The sequence below is a fragment of the Clostridium sp. AM43-3BH genome (assembly GCF_003479985.1).
Classification (GTDB): Bacteria; Bacillota; Clostridia; order Lachnospirales; family Lachnospiraceae; genus Otoolea; species Otoolea fessa.
Genome location: NZ_QUIH01000008.1, coordinates 107,116 through 130,921, shown reverse-complemented (window position 1 = coordinate 130,921; position 23,806 = coordinate 107,116). Strand labels below are relative to the sequence as shown.

28 protein-coding genes are annotated in these 23,806 nt (G+C 51.1%); 15 read left to right on the top strand and 13 right to left on the bottom strand.

The window, feature by feature from the left end; all coding sequences use genetic code 11:
- Positions 1-4: 4 nt before the first annotated feature.
- The 9 genes from DW931_RS13360 to DW931_RS13320 all read left to right on the top strand — a co-directional run bounded on the left by DW931_RS13360 (position 5) and on the right by DW931_RS13320 (position 4,686).
- On the top strand, positions 5-256 hold the full coding sequence (locus DW931_RS13360; RefSeq protein ID WP_118482314.1) for a DUF4315 family protein: 252 nt from the start codon (positions 5-7) through the stop codon (positions 254-256).
- Positions 253-993 carry a DUF4366 domain-containing protein gene (locus tag DW931_RS13355; RefSeq protein WP_118482313.1) on the top strand — a complete coding sequence of 247 codons (741 nt, stop codon included), beginning with the start codon at positions 253-255 and terminating at the stop codon, positions 991-993. Before DW931_RS13360 ends, DW931_RS13355 begins: the two co-directional genes overlap by 4 nt.
- Positions 990-1,175: a hypothetical protein gene (locus DW931_RS13350; RefSeq protein WP_118482312.1), complete on the top strand. Its 186-nt coding sequence runs from the start codon at positions 990-992 to the stop codon at positions 1,173-1,175. Before DW931_RS13355 ends, DW931_RS13350 begins: the two co-directional genes overlap by 4 nt.
- Positions 1,165-1,515, top strand: a complete 351-nt coding sequence (locus DW931_RS13345; protein WP_118482311.1) for a cysteine-rich VLP domain-containing protein — start codon at positions 1,165-1,167, stop codon at positions 1,513-1,515. The genes DW931_RS13350 and DW931_RS13345 overlap by 11 nt, the downstream gene beginning before the upstream one ends.
- A gap of 134 nt (positions 1,516-1,649) precedes the next feature.
- On the top strand, positions 1,650-2,228 hold the full coding sequence (locus DW931_RS13340) for a hypothetical protein (protein ID WP_118482310.1): 579 nt from the start codon (positions 1,650-1,652) through the stop codon (positions 2,226-2,228).
- Positions 2,229-2,238: 10 nt separating this feature from the next.
- On the top strand, positions 2,239-2,412 hold the full coding sequence (locus DW931_RS13335; protein WP_021887815.1) for a DUF4316 domain-containing protein: 174 nt from the start codon (positions 2,239-2,241) through the stop codon (positions 2,410-2,412).
- Entirely contained in the window at positions 2,409-2,756 is a 348-nt protein-coding gene (locus DW931_RS13330; protein WP_118626994.1) for a plasmid mobilization relaxosome protein MobC, read from the top strand. Before DW931_RS13335 ends, DW931_RS13330 begins: the two co-directional genes overlap by 4 nt.
- 144 nt (positions 2,757-2,900) lie before the next feature.
- Entirely contained in the window at positions 2,901-3,194 is a 294-nt protein-coding gene (locus DW931_RS13325; RefSeq protein WP_059085530.1) for a CD1845 family protein, read from the top strand.
- A 142-nt stretch (positions 3,195-3,336) separates the two neighbouring features.
- On the top strand, positions 3,337-4,686 hold the full coding sequence (locus DW931_RS13320; protein WP_118482309.1) for a relaxase/mobilization nuclease domain-containing protein: 1,350 nt from the start codon (positions 3,337-3,339) through the stop codon (positions 4,684-4,686).
- Between the two features lie 178 nt (positions 4,687-4,864).
- Here the strand turns inward: DW931_RS13320 and DW931_RS13315 are convergent, their stop codons facing one another.
- Positions 4,865-5,224, bottom strand: coding sequence for a helix-turn-helix transcriptional regulator (locus DW931_RS13315; protein WP_118482308.1), 360 nt, complete (start codon positions 5,222-5,224; stop codon positions 4,865-4,867).
- Between the two features lie 267 nt (positions 5,225-5,491).
- On the opposite strand from DW931_RS13315, the gene DW931_RS13310 reads away from it, so the two are divergent.
- The 4 genes from DW931_RS13310 to DW931_RS13290 all read left to right on the top strand — a co-directional run bounded on the left by DW931_RS13310 (position 5,492) and on the right by DW931_RS13290 (position 9,559).
- On the top strand, positions 5,492-6,250 hold the full coding sequence (locus tag DW931_RS13310) for a helix-turn-helix transcriptional regulator (RefSeq protein WP_118482307.1): 759 nt from the start codon (positions 5,492-5,494) through the stop codon (positions 6,248-6,250).
- Between the two features lie 460 nt (positions 6,251-6,710).
- Entirely contained in the window at positions 6,711-7,148 is a 438-nt protein-coding gene (locus DW931_RS13300; protein WP_147353633.1) for a sigma factor-like helix-turn-helix DNA-binding protein, read from the top strand.
- 631 nt (positions 7,149-7,779) lie between these two features.
- Complete coding sequence (locus tag DW931_RS13295) at positions 7,780-7,968, top strand: hypothetical protein (RefSeq protein WP_021886981.1); 189 nt, start codon at positions 7,780-7,782, stop codon at positions 7,966-7,968.
- A gap of 85 nt (positions 7,969-8,053) precedes the next feature.
- On the top strand, positions 8,054-9,559 hold the full coding sequence (locus DW931_RS13290) for a recombinase family protein (protein ID WP_118482304.1): 1,506 nt from the start codon (positions 8,054-8,056) through the stop codon (positions 9,557-9,559).
- A gap of 222 nt (positions 9,560-9,781) precedes the next feature.
- Here DW931_RS13290 and DW931_RS13285 read toward each other — a convergent pair whose 3' ends face one another.
- The 3 genes from DW931_RS13285 to DW931_RS13275 form a co-directional block, all read right to left on the bottom strand.
- On the bottom strand, positions 9,782-11,131 hold the full coding sequence (locus tag DW931_RS13285) for a glucose-6-phosphate isomerase (RefSeq protein WP_107001753.1): 1,350 nt from the start codon (positions 11,129-11,131) through the stop codon (positions 9,782-9,784).
- Between the two features lie 126 nt (positions 11,132-11,257).
- Complete coding sequence (locus DW931_RS13280; protein ID WP_118469385.1) at positions 11,258-12,343, bottom strand: hypothetical protein; 1,086 nt, start codon at positions 12,341-12,343, stop codon at positions 11,258-11,260.
- Positions 12,344-12,674: 331 nt separating this feature from the next.
- Positions 12,675-13,373, bottom strand: a complete 699-nt coding sequence (locus DW931_RS13275) for a 5'-methylthioadenosine/adenosylhomocysteine nucleosidase (RefSeq protein WP_118469386.1) — start codon at positions 13,371-13,373, stop codon at positions 12,675-12,677.
- Between the two features lie 458 nt (positions 13,374-13,831).
- On the opposite strand from DW931_RS13275, the gene DW931_RS13270 reads away from it, so the two are divergent.
- Positions 13,832-14,080 (top strand): TIGR03905 family TSCPD domain-containing protein, encoded by a 249-nt coding sequence (locus DW931_RS13270; RefSeq protein WP_022360027.1) that lies wholly within the window; start codon positions 13,832-13,834, stop codon positions 14,078-14,080.
- A gap of 191 nt (positions 14,081-14,271) precedes the next feature.
- Here DW931_RS13270 and DW931_RS13265 read toward each other — a convergent pair whose 3' ends face one another.
- Positions 14,272-14,808, bottom strand: a complete 537-nt coding sequence (locus DW931_RS13265) for a hypothetical protein (protein WP_117796604.1) — start codon at positions 14,806-14,808, stop codon at positions 14,272-14,274.
- Between the two features lie 13 nt (positions 14,809-14,821).
- On the bottom strand, positions 14,822-15,664 hold the full coding sequence (locus DW931_RS13260) for a hypothetical protein (protein ID WP_117796603.1): 843 nt from the start codon (positions 15,662-15,664) through the stop codon (positions 14,822-14,824).
- A gap of 175 nt (positions 15,665-15,839) precedes the next feature.
- Between DW931_RS13260 and DW931_RS13255 the strand changes: the two genes are divergently transcribed.
- Complete coding sequence (locus tag DW931_RS13255; RefSeq protein WP_117796602.1) at positions 15,840-16,907, top strand: undecaprenyldiphospho-muramoylpentapeptide beta-N-acetylglucosaminyltransferase; 1,068 nt, start codon at positions 15,840-15,842, stop codon at positions 16,905-16,907.
- A gap of 100 nt (positions 16,908-17,007) precedes the next feature.
- Here DW931_RS13255 and DW931_RS13250 read toward each other — a convergent pair whose 3' ends face one another.
- From DW931_RS13250 to DW931_RS13220, 7 genes are all read right to left on the bottom strand, one after another.
- Positions 17,008-17,565: an RNA polymerase sigma factor gene (locus tag DW931_RS13250; RefSeq protein ID WP_227589698.1), complete on the bottom strand. Its 558-nt coding sequence runs from the start codon at positions 17,563-17,565 to the stop codon at positions 17,008-17,010.
- Positions 17,566-17,575: 10 nt separating this feature from the next.
- Entirely contained in the window at positions 17,576-17,998 is a 423-nt protein-coding gene (locus DW931_RS13245; RefSeq protein WP_022360422.1) for an HIT family protein, read from the bottom strand.
- 215 nt (positions 17,999-18,213) lie between these two features.
- Positions 18,214-19,836, bottom strand: coding sequence for a DUF6382 domain-containing protein (locus tag DW931_RS13240; RefSeq protein WP_117796601.1), 1,623 nt, complete (start codon positions 19,834-19,836; stop codon positions 18,214-18,216).
- A gap of 13 nt (positions 19,837-19,849) precedes the next feature.
- Complete coding sequence (locus DW931_RS13235) at positions 19,850-20,242, bottom strand: hypothetical protein (RefSeq protein ID WP_117796600.1); 393 nt, start codon at positions 20,240-20,242, stop codon at positions 19,850-19,852.
- The gene (locus DW931_RS13230) at positions 20,239-20,802 is read right to left on the bottom strand and encodes a prepilin peptidase (RefSeq protein WP_118482091.1); all 564 of its coding nucleotides are present in this window, start codon (positions 20,800-20,802) and stop codon (positions 20,239-20,241) included. The genes DW931_RS13235 and DW931_RS13230 overlap by 4 nt, the downstream gene beginning before the upstream one ends.
- Positions 20,803-20,847: 45 nt before the next feature.
- Complete coding sequence (locus DW931_RS13225) at positions 20,848-21,687, bottom strand: hypothetical protein (protein WP_118482090.1); 840 nt, start codon at positions 21,685-21,687, stop codon at positions 20,848-20,850.
- Between the two features lie 207 nt (positions 21,688-21,894).
- A complete protein-coding gene (locus DW931_RS13220; protein WP_118482096.1) occupies positions 21,895-23,796 on the bottom strand; it encodes a DUF5702 domain-containing protein in 1,902 nt (633 codons plus the stop codon).
- Between the last annotated feature and the right edge of the window lie 10 nt (positions 23,797-23,806).

Genomic DNA, 23,806 nt, shown 5'->3' with positions numbered 1-23,806 from the left:
TGATATGGCAATTACGAAAAGCGCAAAGATCGAGGCTGAGATTGAAAAGGTCAAGGCCAAAATTGCCGAGCAGCAGGCACGGCTTAAAGAATTGGAGCAGAAGAAGCTGGAAGCGGAAAACAGCGAGATCGTGGAGATCGTGCGCGGCATGAGTATCTCCCTTGCCGATCTGCCGCTGGTGCTCCAGCAGCTCCGGGGTGGCACTTCTGGTCACAGTGGCCAGAAGCCGACGAAACAGGCGGAGGTGACGGAATGAAAAAACTGCGGCTTTTGCTGATGACGCTTTGTGTGTCCGTCCTCATGGGTAGTATGGCGGTCACGGCCTACGCCGGGGGCGGTGAGGAATGGGATGGGCTTGACCCGGTGGAGCCGCTGCCCACGGAAACCGTTGACCCCGGCGAGGGCTTCACCGAGGACGGCAACCTTGTGACCCGTGACCTGCTCTACGATAAGGCCACCAACAAGCAGTTCATCACGGTGCAGACCAGCGGCGGCAATACCTTTTACATTGTCATCGACTACGATAAGCCCACCGACGAGGACGGTGAGCAGTACCAAACCTATTTCTTGAACATGGTGGACGAGGCCGACCTGTTGGCGGCGATACAGGCGGCGGGCGGTGAGCTGCCGGAGTGCTCCTGCTCCGATAAATGCGCTGTGGGGGCTATCAACACGGATTGTACCGTCTGCGCCGTGAACATGAGCGAGTGCCAGGGCAAGGCCCCGGAGCCTGCGCCCGTGGTAGAGCCGGAGCCTGACCCCGAGCCGGAGCAGCCCAAGGCCACGGGCAACGGCGGTATGCTTCTGCTGGCGCTGGCCGTGGTGGTCATTGGCGGCGGCGCTGGCTGGTACTTCAAAATCTACCGTCCCAAGAAGCAGCGGGCCGCTGAGTCCGCGGCGGACTACGGCGGCGAATATGACGGCGCGGAGGACTATGACGAAACCGATCCCGAGGATGACGGGCCGCCGTGGGACGAGGACGGTGAGGAATGAGGTTTACCGACAGCCCCTATGAGGACTTTATGAAAGAAAAGAGCTACTTCAAGGGTGTCCCGCCCAACCTGCCGCCCAAAGGCTCCCGCTGTGATGGCTGTCCCTACTGGCATGGGATCGGCTGCGTGTTCTGCTACCGGGAGCGGCTTCAGTCAAAGACAGGGGGCAAACATGAGCCGTGAATTGACCCGGCAGGAAAAGGCGGCGATCCGCTCCCTTGTGAAGCGGTGGTGCGCCAACTATGACAAGGACGCTGGCTGCCTGCCGCTGGACTGCCCCTGTTATATGCTGGGGAAATGCTGGACGGGCACTTATTGCCGCTATTTCCGTTCTGCGGTGCTGCCCCTTGATCCCGTGCTGGAAAGGTCGCTGGCCGTGGAGCGTATCACGGAAACCCGGCCCTGCCCGGTGTGCGGCAGGGCCTTTCTCCCGGACGGGCGGCAGCGATATTGCTCCCCGGCCTGTGCCCATGCCGCAAGGCGGCAGAAGCAGCGTGGCTATATGCGGAAATACCGGGGGTAGACCGTGAGCATTTGGCCCCGGAAAACACCCTTGATTGCAGGGCTTTCCGGGGCCGCTTCATGGGCGAGGCGTATGATTTCATAGCCCCGCCCGGTTTTGCAGAAATATTGCTAACATTTTGGAAAGGAGGACGTATGGACAAAAACCAAGGCTATGAGATCATTCAGGCCGTCATGCTGGAAAATGGCCGCGGCTTTGCGCTGGGGCATGATCCCGCCGCGCCCTCGCCCTATGTCACATGGGCTTACTATGATGACAAAGACGGCCAGCGGCAGTATGAATGGGGGCATTACGGCAGCGACCGCGCCGCTCTGGAAAAGGACTTTGCGGCGCGGGTACAGGAATACCAGCGCCTTTACAACGTCGGTGTCAAGCAGACCGAGGCTCCCGGCCTTTACAAGTATTACTCTACCCAGCGCCCCGTGGACATTGGGACGTTTCCCAAGCCGCCCCGCAACGCCCCGGATGAGATCGTCAACTACGATCAGCGCGTCCCGGTTGAAAATGGGGCATTTCTGGCGTGGGGGCATTTGACCTACACACGGCCATTGACTAAACGGCAGACATCTGACTATGAGCTGCGGCCTGCACCTGACAATCCCGACAGGCCCCGTTCGATCCGGGAGCAGATGAAAACCGCCGCAAAACAGGCCGAGGCTGACCGGGGCCAAACTGCCCCAAAGAAAAATGCCCCTGACCGGGGCGACAGATAGGAGGACATTTATGGATCAGGAACGCAATCCCAACAAGAACGCCGAGCTTTCTATGGAGCAGAACTATAATCAGATTGACGGCATCATCAACAATCTGCCTGTGCCGCCCCCGGAGGATAAGCCGCTGGACAAGGTACGGGAACATCCGCCCAAGCGCCGCAGCCGGGAGCGTGAGGAGCGTTGACAAAGAAGCGCGTCCGCAGCGTCCCCATCTATGTGTGGGTACGGCCTGACGAGCTGGAGGTCATTCGGGAGCGCATGGCCAAGGCGGGCATCCGCAACATGAGCGCCTATATCCGAAAAATGGCGCTGGGCGGCTATGTGCTCCACGTTGACCTTGAACCCGTCAAGGAGCTTGTGTCCCTCCAGCGGCGCTGTGCAAACAATCTTAATCAGGCGGCAATCCATGCCAACAGCTACGGCGGCCTGTACCCGGACGAGCTGAAGCGTCTGCAAAAGGACTACGCCGACCTGTGGGGGCCACTGTCTGATCTGCTGGCCCAGCTCTCCGCCATTGTAACGATGTGACACAGGGGGAACGGCCCCGCGCCGTTCCCCGGCTGTCCCTGCTTCTGGTCACGATGACCAGAAGTAAGGACAACCGGGACATCCTTGAGTGCCGATTTTTTCAGAGTTATAATAGACATATACAGGAAAAAGGAGGAACCCCCTATGCGGATCATATTCAAAATTCTTGCCGCTCCCTTTGTGCTGGTGCTGACCCTGCTTGTGGCCGTGCTCTCGTTCCTGCTGAGTCTTTCCGCTGGTTTGCTCTCCATCCTCGCGTCGGTGCTGGGGCTGCTGAGTGTCCTGATGCTGTTTGTGGAGAAAGACATTTCCACAGGGATCGCGGGGCTTCTGATGGCGTTTGCCATTTCGCCCTTTGGCCTGCCTGCGCTGGCCGGATGGCTGCTTGCCAAGCTGGACGAGCTGAACGGCTCTCTGAGGGGCTTCATCACGGGCTGAGTTCTGGTCACGGTGGCCAGAAGATGCAGAAAACGGCGGCTGATCCCAGCCGCCGTTTGTCGTATGGAAAGGAGGACTGCCTACGGCCACAACTTACCTCAAATCCCACAAGCGGGCCGATAAGCGGACGGCCCTGCAAAGCCTGAAAGACCGCTTTGACTATGGCCTGAACCCGGAGAAGCTGGGGGCCGTTTCCTCCCACCTCTGCGATCCGGCCACAGCACACGCCGAGTTCATGCTGGTCAAAAATCAGTATCAGGGCGAAACTGACCGCAGAGCCGGACACGGGGCGCTGTGCTACCAGATCCGGCAGGCGTTCCCTCACGGCGAGGTGACGGCGGAGGAGGCCAACCGCATCGGCTATGAAACGGCGATGCGCTGGACAAAGGGCAAGTATCAATTCTTTGTCTGTACCCATATAGATAAGGAGCACATTCATAATCACATTTACTACAATTCCACCGCCTATGACCGCTCCCGGAAGTTCCGAAACTTCATCGGCTCCTCGTTCGCCCTGCGGCGGCTGTCTGACCGGGTATGTCTGGAGCACGATCTATCCGTGATTGTAAATCCCAAGCTCCACAGCAAGGGGCGGTATCTGCACTACGGTCAATGGCTGGGCGAAAATCAAAAGCTCTCACAAAAAGAACAGATCCGTCTTGCCATTGACGCGGCTCTGACGGAGCACCCCGAGGACTTTGCAGATTTCCTCCGGCGCATGGAAACGGCAGGCATACAGGTCAAGCACGGGCGCGGCGGCGTGATCTCATTCCTTGTGCCAGGACAACAGCGGGCAGCCCGTTTCCGGGCGGCCACGCTGGGGGACGGCTACGGCCCCGAGGACGTGCAGGCCGTCATTGACGGCAAGGCTTCCACGCGAAAGACCCCGGCGCGGAGAACGCCCACGCCCCGCCGTGTCAATCTGCTGATTGACATTCAGGAGCGGATGCGTCAGGGCAAAGGCCCCGCCTATGAACGATGGGCCAAGGTGTATAACCTTAAACAGATGGCGGCTGCGCTGCAATATCTGAAAGAGCACCAGCTCTTTGAATATGACGATTTGGCCGCAAAGACTGACGCTGCCACGGAGCAGTTTCACACGCTGGCCGAGGACATTCAGCAGACCGAGGCCGAGCTTTCCCGTGTGTCCGATCTGATGGCCGCCGTGGTGCAGTACGCAAAGACCCGCCCTGCGTTCGATGGGTACAAGGCCGCCAAGTACAACCGGAAATACCTTGCCGAGCATGAGGCGGAGCTGGCCGACTACCGGGCAGCCAAGGCGACAATGGCCGAGCTGCTGGGTGGCGAGAAGCTCCCCAAAATGGACGTACTAAAAGAAAAACGCCGCCAACTGGCAGCGCGGAAAAAAGCTCTTTATTTGGAATACCGCAAGGCTCAACAGGATATGCGGGAGCTGGTAGCGGTCAAGGGCAGCGTGGATCACCTGCGCGGGCTGACGGACAACCAGCGCAATAAGGAGCAGGCCCGTTAGGGACGGCGACGCAGACAATGTTTCTTCTGGTCACGGTGGCCAGAAGTCCAGCGGGTTTGGGGGCACCCCAACAAGCATTTCCGCAGCGCGGAAATTGCAAGTGTCAATACACTTGCCTTGCTTGCCGCTAACGCGCTCCCCCGGAAACTCCGCGAAAAAACGGAGGCAGCGCCGTTTCTTACGCTCCCTCCGTTCCACGGTTTTCTATGATTGCATTGATAATCCCCTCGACGAGCCGCAGCTCGTTCTCGCTGAGGGAATTAAGCAGAATGTTGATCCGCTTCTTTGCGGCTTCATCGGCGCTCATATCGGGGTAGAAGTATTCATCTACTGACAGGTCGAACATGGTTGCCAGTTGATAGAAAATATCTAAGCTCGGATGTTGACCGTCGTTTTCGTGGTACATGACAGTACGAGTGTCCCGCCCGATGATGTCGGCCAGTTGCTCCTGTGTCATGCCTTTCTTCTCACGGGCTTTCTTAATCGCAAGCCCCATCGGACGAAAATCAAATTTGCGTTCGCTCTTTTCGTTCTTCATGTCATCACCACCTAATGTAATTTTACATTTCGGGTGATAGTATTTGAACGGTGCTACATTTCATTCGTACTCATTTTTCATTTCATGTACACGGTTGAACTTGTGATACTGTAATGATAAAATAAACAATAGTGTACCTTTCACGAAAGAAATATCTCAACTCTACTATCATTCAACATCCAAAATGATATACTCGCTTGCCATTCGGTTGCTAAATGGCAGCGTTAGAGCGATAATGCTCTTAGCAATCACAGGAGGTCAAAATCAATGTTCAATATTGACAAGAAGAAATTTGGCGCATTTGTCGCCGCACTTCGCAAAGAAAAAGGAATCACTCAAAAAGAGTTGTCAGAACAACTCTGTATATCTGATAAGGCTGTAAGCAAATGGGAAACGGGAGTTAGCTTGCCCGATACCGTTCTATTGATCCCGCTGGCAAATCTGTTGGATGTTTCCGTTACGGAACTTTTGATGTGTGAGAGATTGCCGAACGATGATGTACTAAAACCTGATAAAGTTGAGGATATTGTTAAGACGGCAATCACTTATGCGGACGAAAGCCCTGAAAGGGCATATCATGTAAAGAGCAAGTGGATTGTCTTTTACGGATTTTCCCTTTTGATTTGTTGTATCGGTACATTTCTGAACTATACAACGGCGCAGCCCTGCATGGAAACCTTGGAAACGCTTGCGCTTCTAAGTGCGGTATTCGGCGCGTACTTTTGCTGCTTCGTCCGCACTAAGTTATCAAGCTTTTATGATGAAAACAGTGTAAACATTTTTTATGATGGCCCATTCCGCATGAATGTGCCGGGAGTAAAATTCAATAATCGCAACTGGCCACATATTGTGAGAACTCTCCGCTTGAGTTTGTGCCTGTGTATGATACTATTCCCGATTATCAACATCGTGGCGGGCAGCATTGTAGCAGATGTATGGGAAAACATAGGGAAATATGTTTTCTTGGCTATGTTCCTTTGCGGTGTGCTGTTGCCAATATATGTGGTTGGAAAGAAGTATGAATAAATTAACTATAACCTGTAATAAAGCGTTGCACTAACTCTGCCAAATCTGCTGCACGACGGCAAAAGAAAAAAAGCCGTCGTACAGCAGTCCCATCAACACGCCTATATGAAACGGCGGCTTTGAATTTCAGAGCCGCCGTTTCTTTGCGCTTGCACAAACTGATGACGACTTGCAGGGACACGGTAGCCGATTGGAGGTTAATCTGCCGTGTCCATTTTACTTTTCCATAGCGTTCATGATCTGCACCAGCTAAAAAAAGCGTAGCCCCTCCATCGGAGCAGTCCGGCTTTGAAAGTGAAATTAAACATCATGTAACAGGATATTTATTTGCTTGCGTCCGCATAGCGTCATGCTGTGCGGGCGTTTTTATATGCCCCTGCTTCTGGTCACGGTGGCCAGAGGCTCCAAGGTGCCGGGGGCCGCCTGTTCTCCATTTCAATCCGCACTCACCAACCACCTTTTGAAATGGAGGACAATTATGACGACTATCAACCTGAAACGGTATTACCCCTATATGACCGAAAATGTGATGCTGGAAGTTTCGGACGAGATCGCCGCCGCCCTCTCGATGGGAGGCCGCCTGTGTGACAGCTACAAGCGGCAGAAGCGCAGAAACGGCGAGTGCTCGCTGGACATCGATCCCGGCTTTGAGGCCGACGTGCTCCGCCAGCCCATGACCCCGGACGAGTACATTGAGGCACGGGAAACCACCTTTGCCCTCTATGACGCGCTGGCCCAGCTCCCGCCTACGCAGGCCCGGCGTGTGTACCAGCACTACCTTCTCGGCATGAGCAAGGCCGAGATCGCGGCAGCCGAGGGCGTTGGCCGGAGCCGTATCTGCTGCTCCGTTGAGCGAGGTCTGGCCGCTATGAAAAATATTTTGAAAAAATCTCTGTAAGAGGGAGTACATTTGCCCCCGAAACCTCCTGATAGGTGAGAGGAGTTTTCTTCCTCGCCTTGAAAACTGAATAGACAGTATTCCCGATACGAAATCCGCGTGATAGCGACGTAAGGTGCGCCGCCACGACAGCCAGTTCAGGAGGTGATGGACAAGCTGGCCGAGCGATCAACGCAGCCTTTGACCCGGTGCTGGCAAACCGGGTGCGAGGACAGCGCGGAGGATAATGAAACTTGCTCACGCCCTCCCACAGACTTGAGGGGGAGTTCCTGCGGTATGCGCCAGCCCTCCACGGGCAGCGGTGCTGTGGGACTATGCAGCCGAAGCCATCGGCGGTCTGGAATACTCCCCGTGCCGGGGATGCGTGGCAAATACGGCACACAACAATCATACAGGGAGCCGCCCAACCGGGTCTTTCTGTCTTATGACAGCCCAAACCATTCCGGCGCGGCGGCTCCCTCTTTTGTGGACTGAAACGGAAAACTACTGTCCCGCTGCTTCTGGTCATCGTGGCCAGAGGTGGGGCAAGGTGAAAGGACGGCACTTTTGTGCCGTCCTTTCACGTTTCCCCACGGACAACGGGAAACCATCAAATCTATTCACACCGCTGATTGTTATAGGAGGTTTTCAGATGACGGAGGCAAGAGTCGGCTATCACAAGGAAGTCAAAACCGCGTCTTTTCAGGGCAAATCCATCACCGTGGAAAACCTGACCCCGATGCTCTCTCCCCGAGCACGGGACAAGCGCAAGCGTGAAATTGAAAGCTGTCTGTATGAGGTCTTTGTGAAGTATGCGCCGGGACGGGCGCAGATGCACTAATGCGGGACATCCTTGAGATGCGGGGCTGCCAGAGGTATAATATAGGTGTAAGGTTTGGTAGCTCCTACACGGAAAGGAGCACCAAATGATTATTCGCGAAGATGCCATTTATGGCAGACAGTCCGTTGACCGCAAGGACAGTATCAGCATTGAAAGCCAGATTGAGTTCTGCAAGTATGAATTGAGAGGAGGCAATTTCCGCAAGTACACCGACAAGGGCTATTCCGGCAAGAATACCGATCGGCCCAAGTTCCAAGAAATGATGGCCGATATTCGCCGGGGCCTGATTAAGCGCGTGGTGGTCTACAAGCTGGATCGTATCAGCCGTTCCATTCTGGACTTCGCAACCATGATGGAAACTTTTCAGGAATACAATGTCGAGTTCGTATCTTCCACGGAGAAGTTTGACACGTCCACACCGATGGGGCGGGCCATGCTGAATATCTGCATCGTGTTCGCCCAGCTTGAACGTGAAACCATCCAGAAACGCGTGACCGACGCCTACTATTCCCGCTGCCAGCACGGTTTTCACATGAGCGGTGCGGCCCCCTACGGCTTCCAACTGGAGCCGACCACTATTGAGGGCATCCGCACAAAAATGATGAAGCCTGACCCGGAAACGGCAGATATTGCAAAGCTGATGTTTGAAATGTACTCCCAGCCCGGAACCTCTTTCGGGGACATCGCCCGCTACTTTGCCGACGAGGGCATCCTGATCTATGGCAAGGAAATGAAACGGGGCTTTATCTCCCAGCTTTTGAGAAACCCCATTTACGCACAGGCTGACCTCGATATGTACGAGTTCTTCAAAAGCCAGGGTACGGTGGTAGTCAATGAAGCCACAGATTTTGCCGGGACAAACGGCTGCTATCTCTATCAGGGCCGTGACGTGCAGGAAAGAAAAAACAAGCACCTGAAAGATCAGATACTTGTTCTGGCTCCCAGCGAGGGGCTGGTATCGTCTGATACATGGCTGCGCTGCCGGAAAAAGCTCATGGCAAACAAGACGTTCCAAGGCGGGCGCAAGGCAAAGAACACATGGCTTGCCGGAAAGGTCAAGTGTGGCCGCTGCGGGTACGCGCTTATGAGCGTCGGCAATCCTACAGGCGTTCAGTATCTCCGCTGCTCTAAGCGGGCCGACAGTAAAAGCTGTGACGGCTGCGGGACACTCCGTACACGGGAATTTGAAAGGTTCCTGTACGGTGAAATGGTCAAGAAGCTGTCCGAGTTCCAGACGCTGACGGCAAAGCAGGAAACAGTCAATCCCAAATTGACCGCGCTGAACATGGAGCTTGCCCGCGTGGAGGACGAGATTGAAAAGCTGCTGAATACTCTGACCGGGGCCAATGCGGTGCTGCTGTCCTATGCCAACAGCAAAATCGAGGAGCTGGACACACGCCGCCAAGCCCTGACAAAAGAGATTGCGGCGCTGTCGGCGGAAACCATGTCCCCGGAGCAGATCGAGCGGTTGTCGGTCTACCTCAACCAATGGGAAGAAATTGACTTCGAGGACAGGCGGCAGGTTGCCGACGGCCTGATCTCACAGATCCGCGCAACCGACGAACACGTTTCGATTGAGTGGAAAATTTGACTTTTACTTATCCATCGCACACGACAAAGGGCTGTGTGCCCTTGTCAAGCGATGTAAGAAATTTCCTATTACACACAAAAAACGCCTCTATCAGTTTTTGCTGATAAAAGCGTTTTTTATTCTATGTTCCGTTTTCTATTTTTAGATCCGGGCTGCAGTTTCCTTCATGAAACATGCCAGAGTGAACGCCGCAGAACGCATATTCTTTTACAGACCTGCCCCTTACAGTCTCTTAAGCAGCGCCTCTCTCGCTTCCTCATAGCCCGGTTTGCCAAGCAATGCAAACATATTTTTCTTATAGCTCTCTACGCCCGGCTGGTTGAACGGATTGACGCCCAGAAGGTATCCACTGACGCCGCAGGCAAATTCGAAGAAATAGAAGAGCTGTCCTAAGCTGTACGCATCCATCGCCGGGATCGTCACTTTCAGGTTCGGCACACTGCCGTCGGTATGTGCCAGAATCGTGCCGTTCATCGCACTCTTGTTGACGAAATCCACGCTCTTGCCAGCCAGATAGTTCATACCGTCCGTGTCAACATCTTCTTTCTTCAAAATGATCTCCGCCGGAGATTCAGCCACTTCCAGAACTGTCTCAAACATGATTCTCGCGCCGTCCTGGATGAACTGACCCATCGAATGAAGATCGGTCGTTAAATCAACCGCTGCCGGGAAAATACCTTTCTGATCCTTGCCCTCGCTCTCGCCGTAGAGCTGTTTCCACCACTCCGATACATAGTGCAGGCTCGGCTCATAGTTTGCCACAATCTCGACCTGTTTGCCCTTCCGGAGCAGAATGTTGCGGACCGCCGCATATAACAGAGCAGAATTCTTCTCAAACGGAGTCTCCAGTGCATTCTTTCTCGCGTCTGCCGCGCCCTGCATCAACGCATCTATATCCGCGCCGCTGACCGCGATCGGAAGCAGACCGACTGCCGTCAGGACGGAGAAACGACCGCCAACATCATCCGGAACCACGAAGGACTCGTAGCCCTCTTCATTTGCCAGATTCTTGAGTGCGCCCCGCGCCCGGTCTGTCGTCGCGTAGATTCGCTTGTTTGCCTCTTCTTTACCATACTTCTCAATCAGCATCTCCTTAAATACACGGAATGCGATCGCCGGCTCCGTTGTCGTACCGGACTTGGAAATAATATTGATAGAGAAATCTTTTCCATCGACCAAATCCATCAGATCATGGATGTATTTGCTGCTGATGCTGTTGCCAACGAAGTAAATCTCCGGTGTTTTTCTTTTTTCTTTCGGAAGATTATTGTAAAAACTATGGGACAGGAACTCGATCGCCGCTCTTGCGCCCAGATACGAACCGCCGATACCGATTACCAGCAGGACATCGGAATCCTTCTGAATCTTCTCCGCCGCTTTTTTGATGCGTCCGAACTCTTCCTTATCATAGTCCACCGGAAGGTCGATCCATCCAAGGAAATCATTGCCCGCGCCGGTCTTTTCTACCAGCGTCTCTCTTGCCGCCTGCACGCCCGCCTTGATACCGGCGATCTCTTCCTCATGAATAAATGCAGCTGCTTTTGAATAATCAAAGATCACATCTTTTCCCATATGTTTCCTCTCCTTTGCATTTCAGCCGTCCGCAGGCGGCGTGATTACTTTGTCAAAAACTTAACTTATCTTTATTATAGCAATCTGGACACCCGTGTGCAACCAGTTTTCAGTTGGAATCATCATTTACAACCCCGATAAATACTCCCTCATAATATCCCCCAGAACCTGCGCCTCCTCGCGGCTCAAACCTTTCATCCAGTCACCCGCATTTGCCTCGCCATTTCGTGTTTTCCGCGTATCCCGGCTTGCTGCAATCTGGTCGAGGCTCTGCTTCAAATACTCCATTTCCTTGTCGCCGGGACGCTCCTTCGCTTCCTGCCTGGGACCCGTATTGTTTTCCGTTTCATTTCCTGATACCATCCGGCGATCCGTAAGATGCCCATCTGTCTCATGCTTGTCCCGTTCCTCCGCTTCGCGCGGTGCAGTGCGAACTGCCCGCATCAGATTCTGTGCCCGTGCATCCCGCTCACGGAACGGATTCACTCTCATCGCTGTCCGCGATTTTCCTTTTTCAAACTCCGTTTCTCCCAGATCCCGGTTATCCGTTTCAGCACCATCCCGACCACTCACGCCACGATCTGCCCGCAGAGTACTCTGCAGCCATTTCGGCATTTCCCGCACATTCGAGTCCACGCCAGCAATTCCGCCGGATACTCCAGAAGCTCCGGACATTTCCTGTCCGCGCGTCTCCTTCTCACGTGCCGCCCGAAGGAACACCGAATTATCCACATACTCCAAAAGCGCCGTTTCCAGCCGCTGCTGTTTCTGGTCAATCTGGAAACAGCTCTCGATAAATGCCAGAAACAGACCGCTCATGACAGCTGCCGACGCATACAGCACAATATAGCTCGCATCCAGCTCATACCAGTATGCCAGAAATGCCTCCGCTGCTCCGGTCAGAAGCCCTAAAAGCACCATTTCCATTGACACGCCGTTCCACGCATCCAGCGAAATATGTAAAAATGAAAATCCGTCAATCTGCTTGTCCAGATATGCCTGCGTGTTCACGATGTTCTGACCCAGGCGGCAGGTATTTTCCAACCGCTGCTTCAGATTTTGAAGATTCTTGTTCCGGGTCATCGCCATGTTGTCAGTTTCTTTTAATAATCTTTTGTAGAGGCTCCGTGTAATCAACTTGCTGACAAATCCGATCATTCCGATTGCCGCAAGAACGGACAGCGCTTTTCCAGTTTGTAAAAATTCCAGCATAAAAAAGCTCCCCTTTCTCTACTTCCGGATCACTTCCGGGTGGCTTGCCACAGGTCAGGTTTAGGCGCTTCGCAGTTTGTCTCTTGCAATTTGCTTTTCACATTCTGCTTTTTGCATTCTGCTTTTCACATTCTGCTTTTTGCGCCCTGTCAAATCCCGCCTGCATCGTGGCTTTATTATATCCGCCGAAAGAGTCTTTGTGAAGATGAGAAAGGGGAAAATCGTTCGTCAAATTCTGCCTTAATTCGATTTTTAATAGGTATTAATAATGCGTATCATGCAAAATTTCTGGTTGTTAAAAATTCCGTCTGTGAATCATATTTATGACTCATTATGCCTCATACCGGGATGCCATTTCAAGCAGTAGGTTTACCGAATGCTTGATCGCCTGCGCCTCAAATGCCGCATAATCCATACCTGCGCTGTCATCCGCCTTATCTGAAATAGCACGGATAATCAGGAACGGGATTCCGTTTAAATATGCCGCCTGTGCGATCGCTGCGCCCTCCATCTCGGTACAGCTTGCGCTAAACTGCTCGATCAGCCACTCCTTTTTTGCCTTATCCGAGATAAACTGGTCGCCGCTTACCACGCGTCCCGGAAATGCCCGAATCTCCGGATTGACCTTCTGGTTGCACTCAATCGCCAGCTCGCGCAGCTTCTCATCCGCCTCAAATGCAAAGGTATCTACACGCGGAATCTGTCCGATCCGATATCCAAATCCGCTCGCATCCATATCATGCTGCACCGCATCCGTCGATACAACGATATCGCCAATGTTGATCTCTGCACGCAGGGAACCGGCGATACCTGTGTTCACAATCGCGCTGATATGGAACCGATCCGCCAGAATCTGACTGCACATACCTGCATTTACCTTGCCAATACCAGAGCGGACCACAACTGCGTCCTTTCCGCCCAGTTTGCCTTGATAAAAATCCATACCGGCTACGCTTGTCACGGTAACATCCGTCATTTTCTCCTTGATCTGAGCCACCTCTTCATCCATCGCTCCGATGATTCCTAACATCTGTTTATCCTCCTGTTTTTTCTAAATGTACTCTCGGAATCTTTCTGTGCTTGATTTTGTGAGATAATTTTTTGTCAGTTGCGCCCAAATTTCTGAAGCGTTGGCGTTGCGTCCGCCTCTGAAATTCGGGTGCAGCTGGCGGAAAATAAGCCGCAAAAGCAAGTGCAGAAAAGACTCCGAGCGTACATTCTATTATTCATCCTTCTATTCTTTTTAACACGACCGTATCGTCACAGTTCACACGTTGTGCAAATTCCTGCTGCCACCATGTTTTCTTACGGCACTTTCGGTTCCAAAAGTGCCTACCTATGAACAGTTACACCGTATCTTCTCAAAAGAAAGTATACTGGATTTTTGTTATCTTGACAACACCTTTACTGGCAGACTATAATCATTTTACTGCGGTGGATTCCCGCCACAGCAGATTAAAACACATACCATTTTGAGGAGGTTTTACCATGACATACAAGACAAAGGGAGTCTGTTCCCGTGAGATTAATTTTGAAGTAGAAGATAATAAAGTAAAGAATGTGCAGTTCGTCGGCGGCTGCTCCGGCAACACACAGGGCGTTGCCCGCCTGATCGATGGCATGGATATTGACGAGGCAATCTCCCGCATCGAAGGCATCCAGTGCGGCTTCCGCCCAACTTCCTGCCCGGATCAGCTGGCACAGGCGTTGAAGGAGTATAAAGCGAACGTGAAATAGGAATTTTTGAGGAGATTCTTTCACGCCTGTTGGCATAATGAAAAACCGTTTAAGAACCCCCACCTGAAAACATCTGGAATTTTGAATCAGAAATTCCTGGATGGTTGCAGGTGGGGGTATTTATGTGATCGCTTTTTTCATACTATTTCGTGTTGCAAATATAAATTTAGTAACACTGTCCCCGTTTAGAATTAGTCGCCGTATTCGGTGATTTTGATTCCCTCTGTTTTTGTCATAAAGGACTGTCCCTTTCCATTTGACTCTACATAATGAACGCCAACTACTCTATAATAATATCCTGTTTTCTGGTTTTTCACTGTAAAATCATTCGACATTCCTGATAAATCTTCCGTTGGAAAATCCTCTTTGCTAGCATCATATATATATCTAGAAACTTCTACCCATTTACCATCCTCTTCTCTTTGCAGAACTGCAATATTTTTTATTTTATCACACTCTACATGAGCTACTGTCTGAATAAGGATTCCAATATCTCCTTTTCCTAAATTACTAATTCTTGTTAATGCCGTATCAATAATACTTCCCCTTGGTTCTATCCCCCTCGCAATTCCCTCCGAAACATTTTCATTTAATAAACAAGCATTGCTATAATCCGCCTCTTCAACCGAAACTCCATTAATATACTGTGTGTCTGCTGCATAAACTTGCATCATACTTGCAGCTATAATCATTCCTGCACATATCAGTGTATATAATTTTTTTCTCATATAAAATTTCCCCCTAATAATTTTCTAAAAATAAATTTTCAACAATCTTTTTAAACTCTTTTTTAGGAATTATCCCCGAAATTTGATAGTATGTATCCCCTTTTACAATATTAGCACTATATTCAAATTTCCCATCTGAAAGCTCTGATTTTTCAAAATAAATATTTTCTTTTAACAAATCATTATAAATATACTCTTCTTTTTTTCTATCAGATATAACATTTGTAGAATTACCAGTACCACCTACTTCTTCTAATATCTTTACACGATATTTTTCATAAGAAAAATACATTATAACCCACGTTTCTCCTATATCTGCTTTTACATACTTCATCTTTTTAGGCATATACGCAAGTTTCAACGGACGAACCTTTGTTTTTTTAGTTATTTCTATATATGCTTTATCTAATTCATCCTCTCCAGGAATAGCCTCAACATTATTTAAGACAATCTCATTCCGTACACTGTCCTTCTCCCGCACCACATACCGATACTCCCTCTTCGCCCCAACCGAAATCCCCATCGCCACAACCATCACTGCGATAGCGGCGGCAGCTACAGAGACTTTTACAATCGATTTCAACCGGCGTGGTTTGCGAGCTTCTTCGTGCAGTTTGACAATGTTCTCGCTGGATGATTCTTTTTCACTTTCCGGGCTTGTTCCCACCTCCGCTTCTAACTTTGCCATCAACCTCTCAAAGCCATCTTCTGATCCTGGAGGTATGTCGCTGTCTTTTACTTCCGTCTGTGCAAGGATAAAATCCTTCAACAGCTGATCTTCGCTGACTCCAAACGCTTCCTGCAGCAGGCGCTCTGCATCTTCTCCAGCTTTTTTTCCGCGCCGGCTTCTGCTCACTTTTTATCCCTCCTCTCTGTCCTCGTCCTAACTTTTAGGTTGACTTTTCTTTTTTTCCGTTTACTATACTAAATGTAACCCTTTGCGGGTATGATAAAGCATAAAAACAGTTGTTTTCAGGTTATGGTTGTCCCCTCACACCGTAACCAGCGGCTGATGTGTGGAGGAAACTACTATGAAAAAAATCATTCTGACCGGCGGTGGTACTGCAGGTCATGTTACACCGAATCTCGCCCTGCTTCCGGCACTGCGCGAGGAAGACTTTGAGATTCACTATATTGGTTCTTATAACGGCATTGAGCGCCGCCTGATCGAGGCAGCCAGCATCCCTTACGATGGAATCTCATCTGGAAAACTGCGCCGTTATTTTGACCTTAAGAATTTTTCAGATCCGCTTCGCGTTCTGAAAGGATACTTTGAGGCTCGCAAGCTTATGAAAAAATACAAACCGGATATCGTCTTTTCCAAAGGCGGTTTTGTCGCTGTTCCGGTCGTTCTGGCTGCCAAGCATTATAAAGTGCCTGTCATCATCCATGAATCCGATATGACCCCAGGACTGGCAAATAAAATCTGTATTCCAGCCGCTTCCAAGGTATGCTGCAACTTTCCGGAAACACTTAAATATCTTCCGGAAGATAAGGCGGTTCTGACCGGTTCCCCGATCCGTGAAGAGCTTCTGCACGGGGATCGTCTGGCGGGACTCCAGTACGCCCATCTTTCTGCCGATCGCCCAGTAATTCTGATCATCGGCGGAAGTCTCGGCTCCGTCACGGTCAATCAGGCTGTCCGCGGCATTCTTCCGCAGCTTCTGAAAACCTATCAGGTAATACATATCTGCGGAAAAGGCAATCTGGATGAGTCTCTCATCGGCACCGAAGGATATGTTCAGTATGAGTATGTGGATAAACCACTCCGCCATCTCTTTGCAGCGGCAGATCTGATCATCTCCCGCGCGGGCGCAAATTCCATCTGCGAAATTCTGGCACTCCGCAAACCGAACATTTTGATCCCTCTGTCGGCTGCTGCCAGCCGCGGCGACCAGATCTTAAATGCCAACTCCTTTGCAAAACAGGGATTCAGCACCGTTCTGGAAGAAGAAGTTTTAACCGCAGATACTCTCAGCCAGGCAATCGAAGAGACCTATAAAAATCGCCAGCAGTTCATTGATAAAATGTCTGAAAGCCACTTAAACAATGCTGTCAAAACCATCATGGGGCTGATTCATGATTGCGCACGCAGTTAGTAGCATTGCTACGTTTGTATAGTACAAGACTAAAACACTGAATATGTAAGCTTATCATCACATCGGACAGATTCGAAACGGCTCTGCTTCGATGTGATTTTTAAATATCAAACAGCTTTGCCCTCAACACGCGCTTCTGCAATTCTGCTTTTGCCCTGTAAAGACGTGTACAGCATACCGTTGATTTGATTTTCAAAACCGCACAGGCTTCTTCCGCCGTCAAGCCCTCCAAAACACGGAGAATCAAAACATCCCGCCAGTCCTTCTTCATAGATTTGACAATCTTCCATACGTTCCAATAGATATCCCTATCGATAACCTCCTGATCCAGAAGCTGAATTCCTATCTCCCCTTCCAAAAGAAGGTTCATAATCTCTTCTTCCGCATCCGGATCTTCCAGATGCAGCATCTCGCGGCGCCGCATCTGCCTCCGGTTATCGATCCACTTGCTCCGTAAAATGCGGATCAGTAAAACCAACTTTACTTTATGATCCAGATCTAACGAATAGCGCTTGTAATATTCAATGAAAGCTTCATGCACCATATCCTCAATGTCATCGTACCCTACTCCAATTCTATACGCATATTTCTTCAGCGGTACCAGGTACTCTCTGTAAAGCGCTTCAAAAAGCGCCATTTTTTCATTCTCATGGTGCATATCCAAACTCCTATCGCGTCAGTTCTTCGCGGATGGAGCTGCTAATTTCTGCCAGCTCTTCCGGCGTTGCTTTTCCTGGCGCCCATGTCACCATATCCGGTCCATTTTCATATCTCGGAATAATGTGTACATGGAAATGAAAAACAGTCTGTCCTGCGGATATGCCATTGTTCTGAACCACATTGAAACCCGTGCAGCCCAGTGCTTTCTTCATCGCCGCACCAATCTTTCCAGCTAATGGAAGAGCTTTGGCCGCAATCGCCGGATCCAGCTCACATAAATCTTTGAAATGCTGCTTCGGCAGAATCAGCGCATGTCCCTTCGATGCCGGTCCTAAATCCAGAATCACACGAAAATCTTCATCTTCATAAACCGTTGAGGATGGAATCTCTCCGCCAGCGATCTTACAAAAAATACATTCTTTGTCTGTCATGTCGGTCTCTCCTTCTCTCTATGCTTCTCCATTCACTGGAAAAGCGGTATTTTCTTTTGTCACTTGGCTTGAAACTTCCATGTCAAGTGCCTTTATTATAGCATATCCCCATGGCTTGTTCTATGTAAATTTGCAGAAACGCGAAATTGATGTACTTGCAAAATAATTCACATCAATTTCGTGTTTTTGGTTATTATTTCATATTTTCAGACAATTTATCGGTGTTCCCAAAATTTATATCCGACATCCGCCAAATAAATGGAATCCCCATTCCCCAAACTGACTGTTTCATTTGCCTGAAGCGGATAGCCATTGACCGATGTTCCATTGGTTGAATTGAGATCTGTCAGAATGTATACGCCCTCCTTCTGATCGATCCGCGCATGAAGACGGCTGACGGTCGGACGGTCAATACATGCGTCCGACAGCCCCGGATGTTTTCCAAGTGTAAATGGAATATAGGAAATCTGAATCACTGTTCCTCCGGCTTCCACCGGCTCTAAGCGCACCGTTCCTTCCCCATTCTTTGAGGCAGACAGAAGCGTAGTCCCCGCTTCTCTCGCCCGCTCTATCTGTGCTTCTTCTTCTCTTCGAAGTTCCTGCCGATAAGCTTCTTCACTCTCCGGATAGACCTGCCAGCGGTTTTCAGGCGTTGTCTGCTGCCAGTCTTGATATGATAGAGTCCCTTCTATCCCAGACCGTTCTTTCTTTTTCTGGATCACTTTCCTCTCACCATTCCGCACACGACTACTCTTTCCACCTCGTCCAGCTTCATTCGCCTGATCCACTTCCGTGCTTTCCTCTCTATCCTCTCCCTGACCTCGATTTTTCTTCCTGCCACCATATACCTGCCATTTTCTGCGGGCTGCCAACATCTCCCTCAAAAACACGATTCCCCCGATGCCGCCGCTGATTGCATACAGCCATACATCCATTTCTCCCGTCACGTACCAATACACAATGCCAGCTGCCACCGCGCTTCCAAGTACCTTTATCCACCTGTTCTGCCATTGTCCCTTTTGTTTTCCACCTGCCCTTTCAGACTTTTCCCCCACTTCATCTGAATTCTCTACCGACTCCAGGTTCTTTTTCGTCGTTTTCTCCTGATACAACGCTTCCTGCCTATATTTCCAATCCTTCCTGGCTGGCGTTTGAGTGTCAAAAGCCATTTTCCCAGATCCAGATTCCAACGTATCCCTCCGATTTTGCTCCGCTTCAAGCCACTCCTGCCGATCCGCCCACACTCCCGCCGTCTCAGGATCCCCCTCATCCTCGTTTCGTTTTTCTGCCGAAAAGATCCGATCTTCCCCCGAAAGCTGGCGCAGCAGATCTGCCGTTCCGTAATTCTCCCGAAGACTAATCTGGTACAGATTATAAGCTAATACAACAGCCTCCCGATCCTGATGATCCGCACGTTCCAGAAGATACCCCAGCAGTTTTGAGAGCGCCTGCGGCGCCTCTTCCCGATGCCCCGGAACCAGACATAATTCCACAGTAAAATGATCGGGTTCCAGATACAGATATTCCGGATCCAGCAAAAGCTGTTCCTCTTTTAACAGGTACTCTTCCACCCGCTTCAGAACCGCCAGCACACCAAGCAGAATCGACCGGAGTTCTTGTCCCGACAAGGTCCGCTTTTCCAACACCCGTCTAAGCGGCTGTCTCGACGTTATCTCATAATAATATTCTCTCGCCTCCTCCGTCTGGCGGACCCGGAACTTCAAAAGCCCTTCGATGGCATTCGCCGACAGCATCTGTACCGCATAGCCCGTTTCTTCCTCCGGCGCTTCGATTATCATATAATTATGATTCATTTCCCGGCTGTACCGAATCTCCATCCCGTATCCTCCATCACTCTGCATTTTCCAACACTGTCAGCAAACGGATCGCCCGCTCCGGCTCCTGTCCGCGCAGGGATATCTCCGTCTCTGTACTGCTCTTTACCCTTCCGTCCAAGTCTCCCCCATCTTCCCGGATCGTCAAAACTGCATCTCCGCACCGGAAGAATCCATGCAGGCGCTGTCCAGCTCTGCTGCTTATCTCCCCCACAGTCATTCCATCTCCCCGCAACGTTTTTTCCTCCCGATACAGGCACCATTCCATCGCCTCCTGCAGGACAAAACGCCCCGTAATCCTGCCATGCACCTCAAACACTCCATTTAACAGTGCCGCGATAAAAAAGAATGCAACCGCCATCACAAACGAGGCTTCCACCGTATAACTGGCAGAAACCTCCCGCTTCATCCAAGAGATGCTATCAGCATCCAAATCCACACCGGAAGCACACACGTCAGAAATGGCAACTTCTTTTTCCGCATTTTCTCCCATAGACCATTCCCCTTTCCGCCAAGCAGTGCCGTAAGCATCCAGACACCTCCTACCAGACTGCTCACAAATACAGCTCCCATCAAAAGTTCAAGCGTCCGCCATCCCCCCAGATAGCACCCAGTGATCAGAAAAAAGCAGCCATCTCCCAGTCCGACCGCACCTTTCGTCTGCCGCTCCATCCAGAACAAAAAAATCCCCGGCAGCATTCCCAAAAGCCATACCGTTATCTGCAACACACTTTTTTTCCAATCCCATCCATCTTTTATAATCGACAGCACACACCGTATCATCGTAAGCGCCATTCCTGCCGTTCCAAATCCATATAGCCAGCTTACGCGTATCCGTTTTCTATGAAAATCCTGCCAGGAAAAGACCATCAGAAAAAGGGAAAAAACAACCGCACAGAGGAAACATACTGCACTTTCCAAATCCATCCGCGTAAATCCCATGAAACTTATTCCTGCACTGTTTTCCATCACTCCGCCCTCTCACCCCTCCTTGATTCTTTCCGCCATCCGCACCTATCCACTTCCACAGTATGAACACACACCCATATATTCCACCTCTGATCGCCGCACCTTCTGCACATAATATGCCAATGACGAACAGTCCTGCTTTCCATGGTAAACCTCGCCGGACGGAAGAATATACACCATACCTCCCGCCGACACCGTCTTTCCACAGTATCTGCAAGCCTTATAACGGCATCCCCCGCTGTTTCTAAGCACCCCCGAAATTACATCTGCATACGCAGCCGCGGTGATCTGATTCGATATATAATGGCACGAAGGCGAGAGATGGTAGCGCGTACTGTCCCGCCCCACATAGACCCATTTTCCCTCCGGTTCTGAAGCGTTTTTCTCTGAGAAATACCCGCCTTCCGCCCCAATCCATCCCCGCTTCCGACTCCGGGAAGTAAGCGTCACATGGTCAAGCGCAAATACCGAGAATGGCAGCCGCACCTTATAGGAGGCGCGCAGGTCAATCCATTCTCCATCTTCCGATACGCGGCTGGCACCACACTGGATATTGGACACTTTGTTCCCGCCCGCTGTCTGAATCTTCTCCTTTAAATATCCCTGCAGGATAAGCCCGGACGGAAGTTCTGACCAGCCCCCCGTTCCCTTTTCTTCTGCCTCTGCCGCTTTTCCCGCCTCCATTTCTGCCGGATGCACCGTATGGGATGTCCGATACACCTGCCATCCCAGTTCCCGCCCCGTCACTTCCAGCACCGTCTGCACCTTTCTCTGAGTATCCAGTATTTCCATCGGAACTGACAGGAGAATCACCGTAAACATAAACAATATCAGACTAAGCGCCGCCTCAATCGTCAGGCTCGCACACAGGGAAGCAGAGGACAATGCCCTTTTCCAGGGTCGTTTTGTTACTTGGGCTCTATGCCGCCGAAGGACGGGTATCCCGACCGCACAGATACTTTCATTTATTCGTTTTGTTAGGTTAGTTGTCATCATCTTTTTTACTGGCTTTCTTTATGTACTTGGAGAGGCACATTCACTTGCATCATCTCCTGAAAAAGGACACTGTCCTCCACTCCCCTGTAATTGTGTTTAATATTCCTTCTGGGACGTTCTACGAAGCGGTATCAACGTTCCCTGTGCCGCATAGGACACACTTACCCCATACTGGCACTGATCCATCCGAAATCCCGGCTCTTTTTCTGAAATGCGGTTCTGAATCATATCCATCATCCGGTAACAGAAACGGCTCTTTCCCTGTATCAGGAAAAAGAGTTTCAGCCAGTCCTGGTAGTCCAGCCCTCTGTCGTCTGTCCCGTTTTTCAATGAAGGATCCGTCCCCGTTTCCAGAAAGATGGACGCGCCCTTTTCCGTCAGAGCAGAAAGCGAAATCTGCCACTCCCCCGGCTGTTTGAAAAAAGGAATTTTTCCGCCCGCCAGCAGAACCTTCACATCTGCCACCGACTCTGCAAACGCCCAGACTGTCATGATAAAGAAGGATGCCGCCGCCGTGATCGGTGTGATTCCCGCCAGCCCCGTGATTGCCAGCGCCAATGCTTCCGCCTCCGACCGTTTTTCAGAATCCGCATATAAAGCTGCCAGATTCACCGCCTCGCGCACAGCCAGAAGTTCATTGACGGTGCGTTTTAAATTTTCCCGCTCCGACGCATTTCCCTGTAAGAGATATTCCTGCTCATAATGGATACTTCCCGTCTTTTCCTGCCCGAACCGGGTAAAAAAATGCGCCGCATACGCATCTAAAAGAGCCCGTTCAAGCCCCGCTGTCCAGACATCCCCAGTCGTCCCCCGCTTTCCGCTCTCTCCGCCTGCATACAACGCCGACGGAAATGCCGCGGTCGAAATCCAGTTTTCTGAAATCACAGTTCCCGCCGGCACACAAAGACTCAGCAGATCCGTCCCCGACAGGCGGCTGACTGCTTCCAGCACATTCATTTTTTTCTTGTCTCGGACTGCCGGAGCCCGGAAACGTCCATCCTTCTGAAAACCCGCTGTGATCGTCAGAACCGGCGCCCACAGCGCTTCCTCGTCCAGCTCATCGTCCTCATCGTCAGGCTCCCAATCATCGATATAATCCTGTATCTCCTTCCCTTTCCGGACTGCTTCTGCAACCACCTCTTCATTTCCTTGAGCCGTCTCTTCTGTCTTTTTTACCTCCTGGCGGCGCGCTCCATCCGCATCCAAATACGAACGATACCCCCGCATCTCCTCCTGTACCATGCCCCAGGAGCCTTCTTCCAGATCCGGCTGGGCTTCCTGCGCCCCCTGCTCCGATCCCTGCAATTCTTTCGCAAGCCGGTCCGCCTGTTTTTCATACGCCGCAACCAGCCCCGGAATCTGCTTTAATTCTTTCTCTAAGCTTTCCGCCGATTGAAAGAACGAGCTTCCATCCGCCTGGCTGACCGCTGCCTCCATCTCCTCCAGATGTTTCTCCTGTTTTTGCAGGCAGGCTCCGATCGCCTCGATCGACTCTTCCAGACGCAGCACTTTTCTGCCATTTTCCTGATATCCTTCCGCAATTCCATGAACCGCCCTTGCTTCCGTCATCCGTTTTTCCATCTCAGGCAGTTCAGACTCCTCACTTTCCAGCGTCCAGACACCCACTTTCATATAATCGGTAACTTCCTTCGCAAAGAAATCCCCATTATGGCCGGTGATCGCATCCATCGCTTCGATCTGTGCCTTGCCGCCGCTGACCGGATAAAAGGGCGCTGCCGCCAGATATGTTTCCATCTGCGGCTCCATCTCCGCCGCCAGGCGCTCTTTATCCGCACATTCCAGCACAAAAATCCGGTATTTATCCCAAATCTCCCGGTGATAACAGCTCATCAGCGAATCCAGGGAGGAATTGAGCGCCATCTGCATATACCAGCCGCTTCCGGCTGCCCGGGCGGACTCAAACAGCCCGCCCATCAGCGCACAGATACAGGTCAGAATCAAACTCAGGAAAACTGTGATCCCCCCGCAAACGTCCATTTCTGCTTCA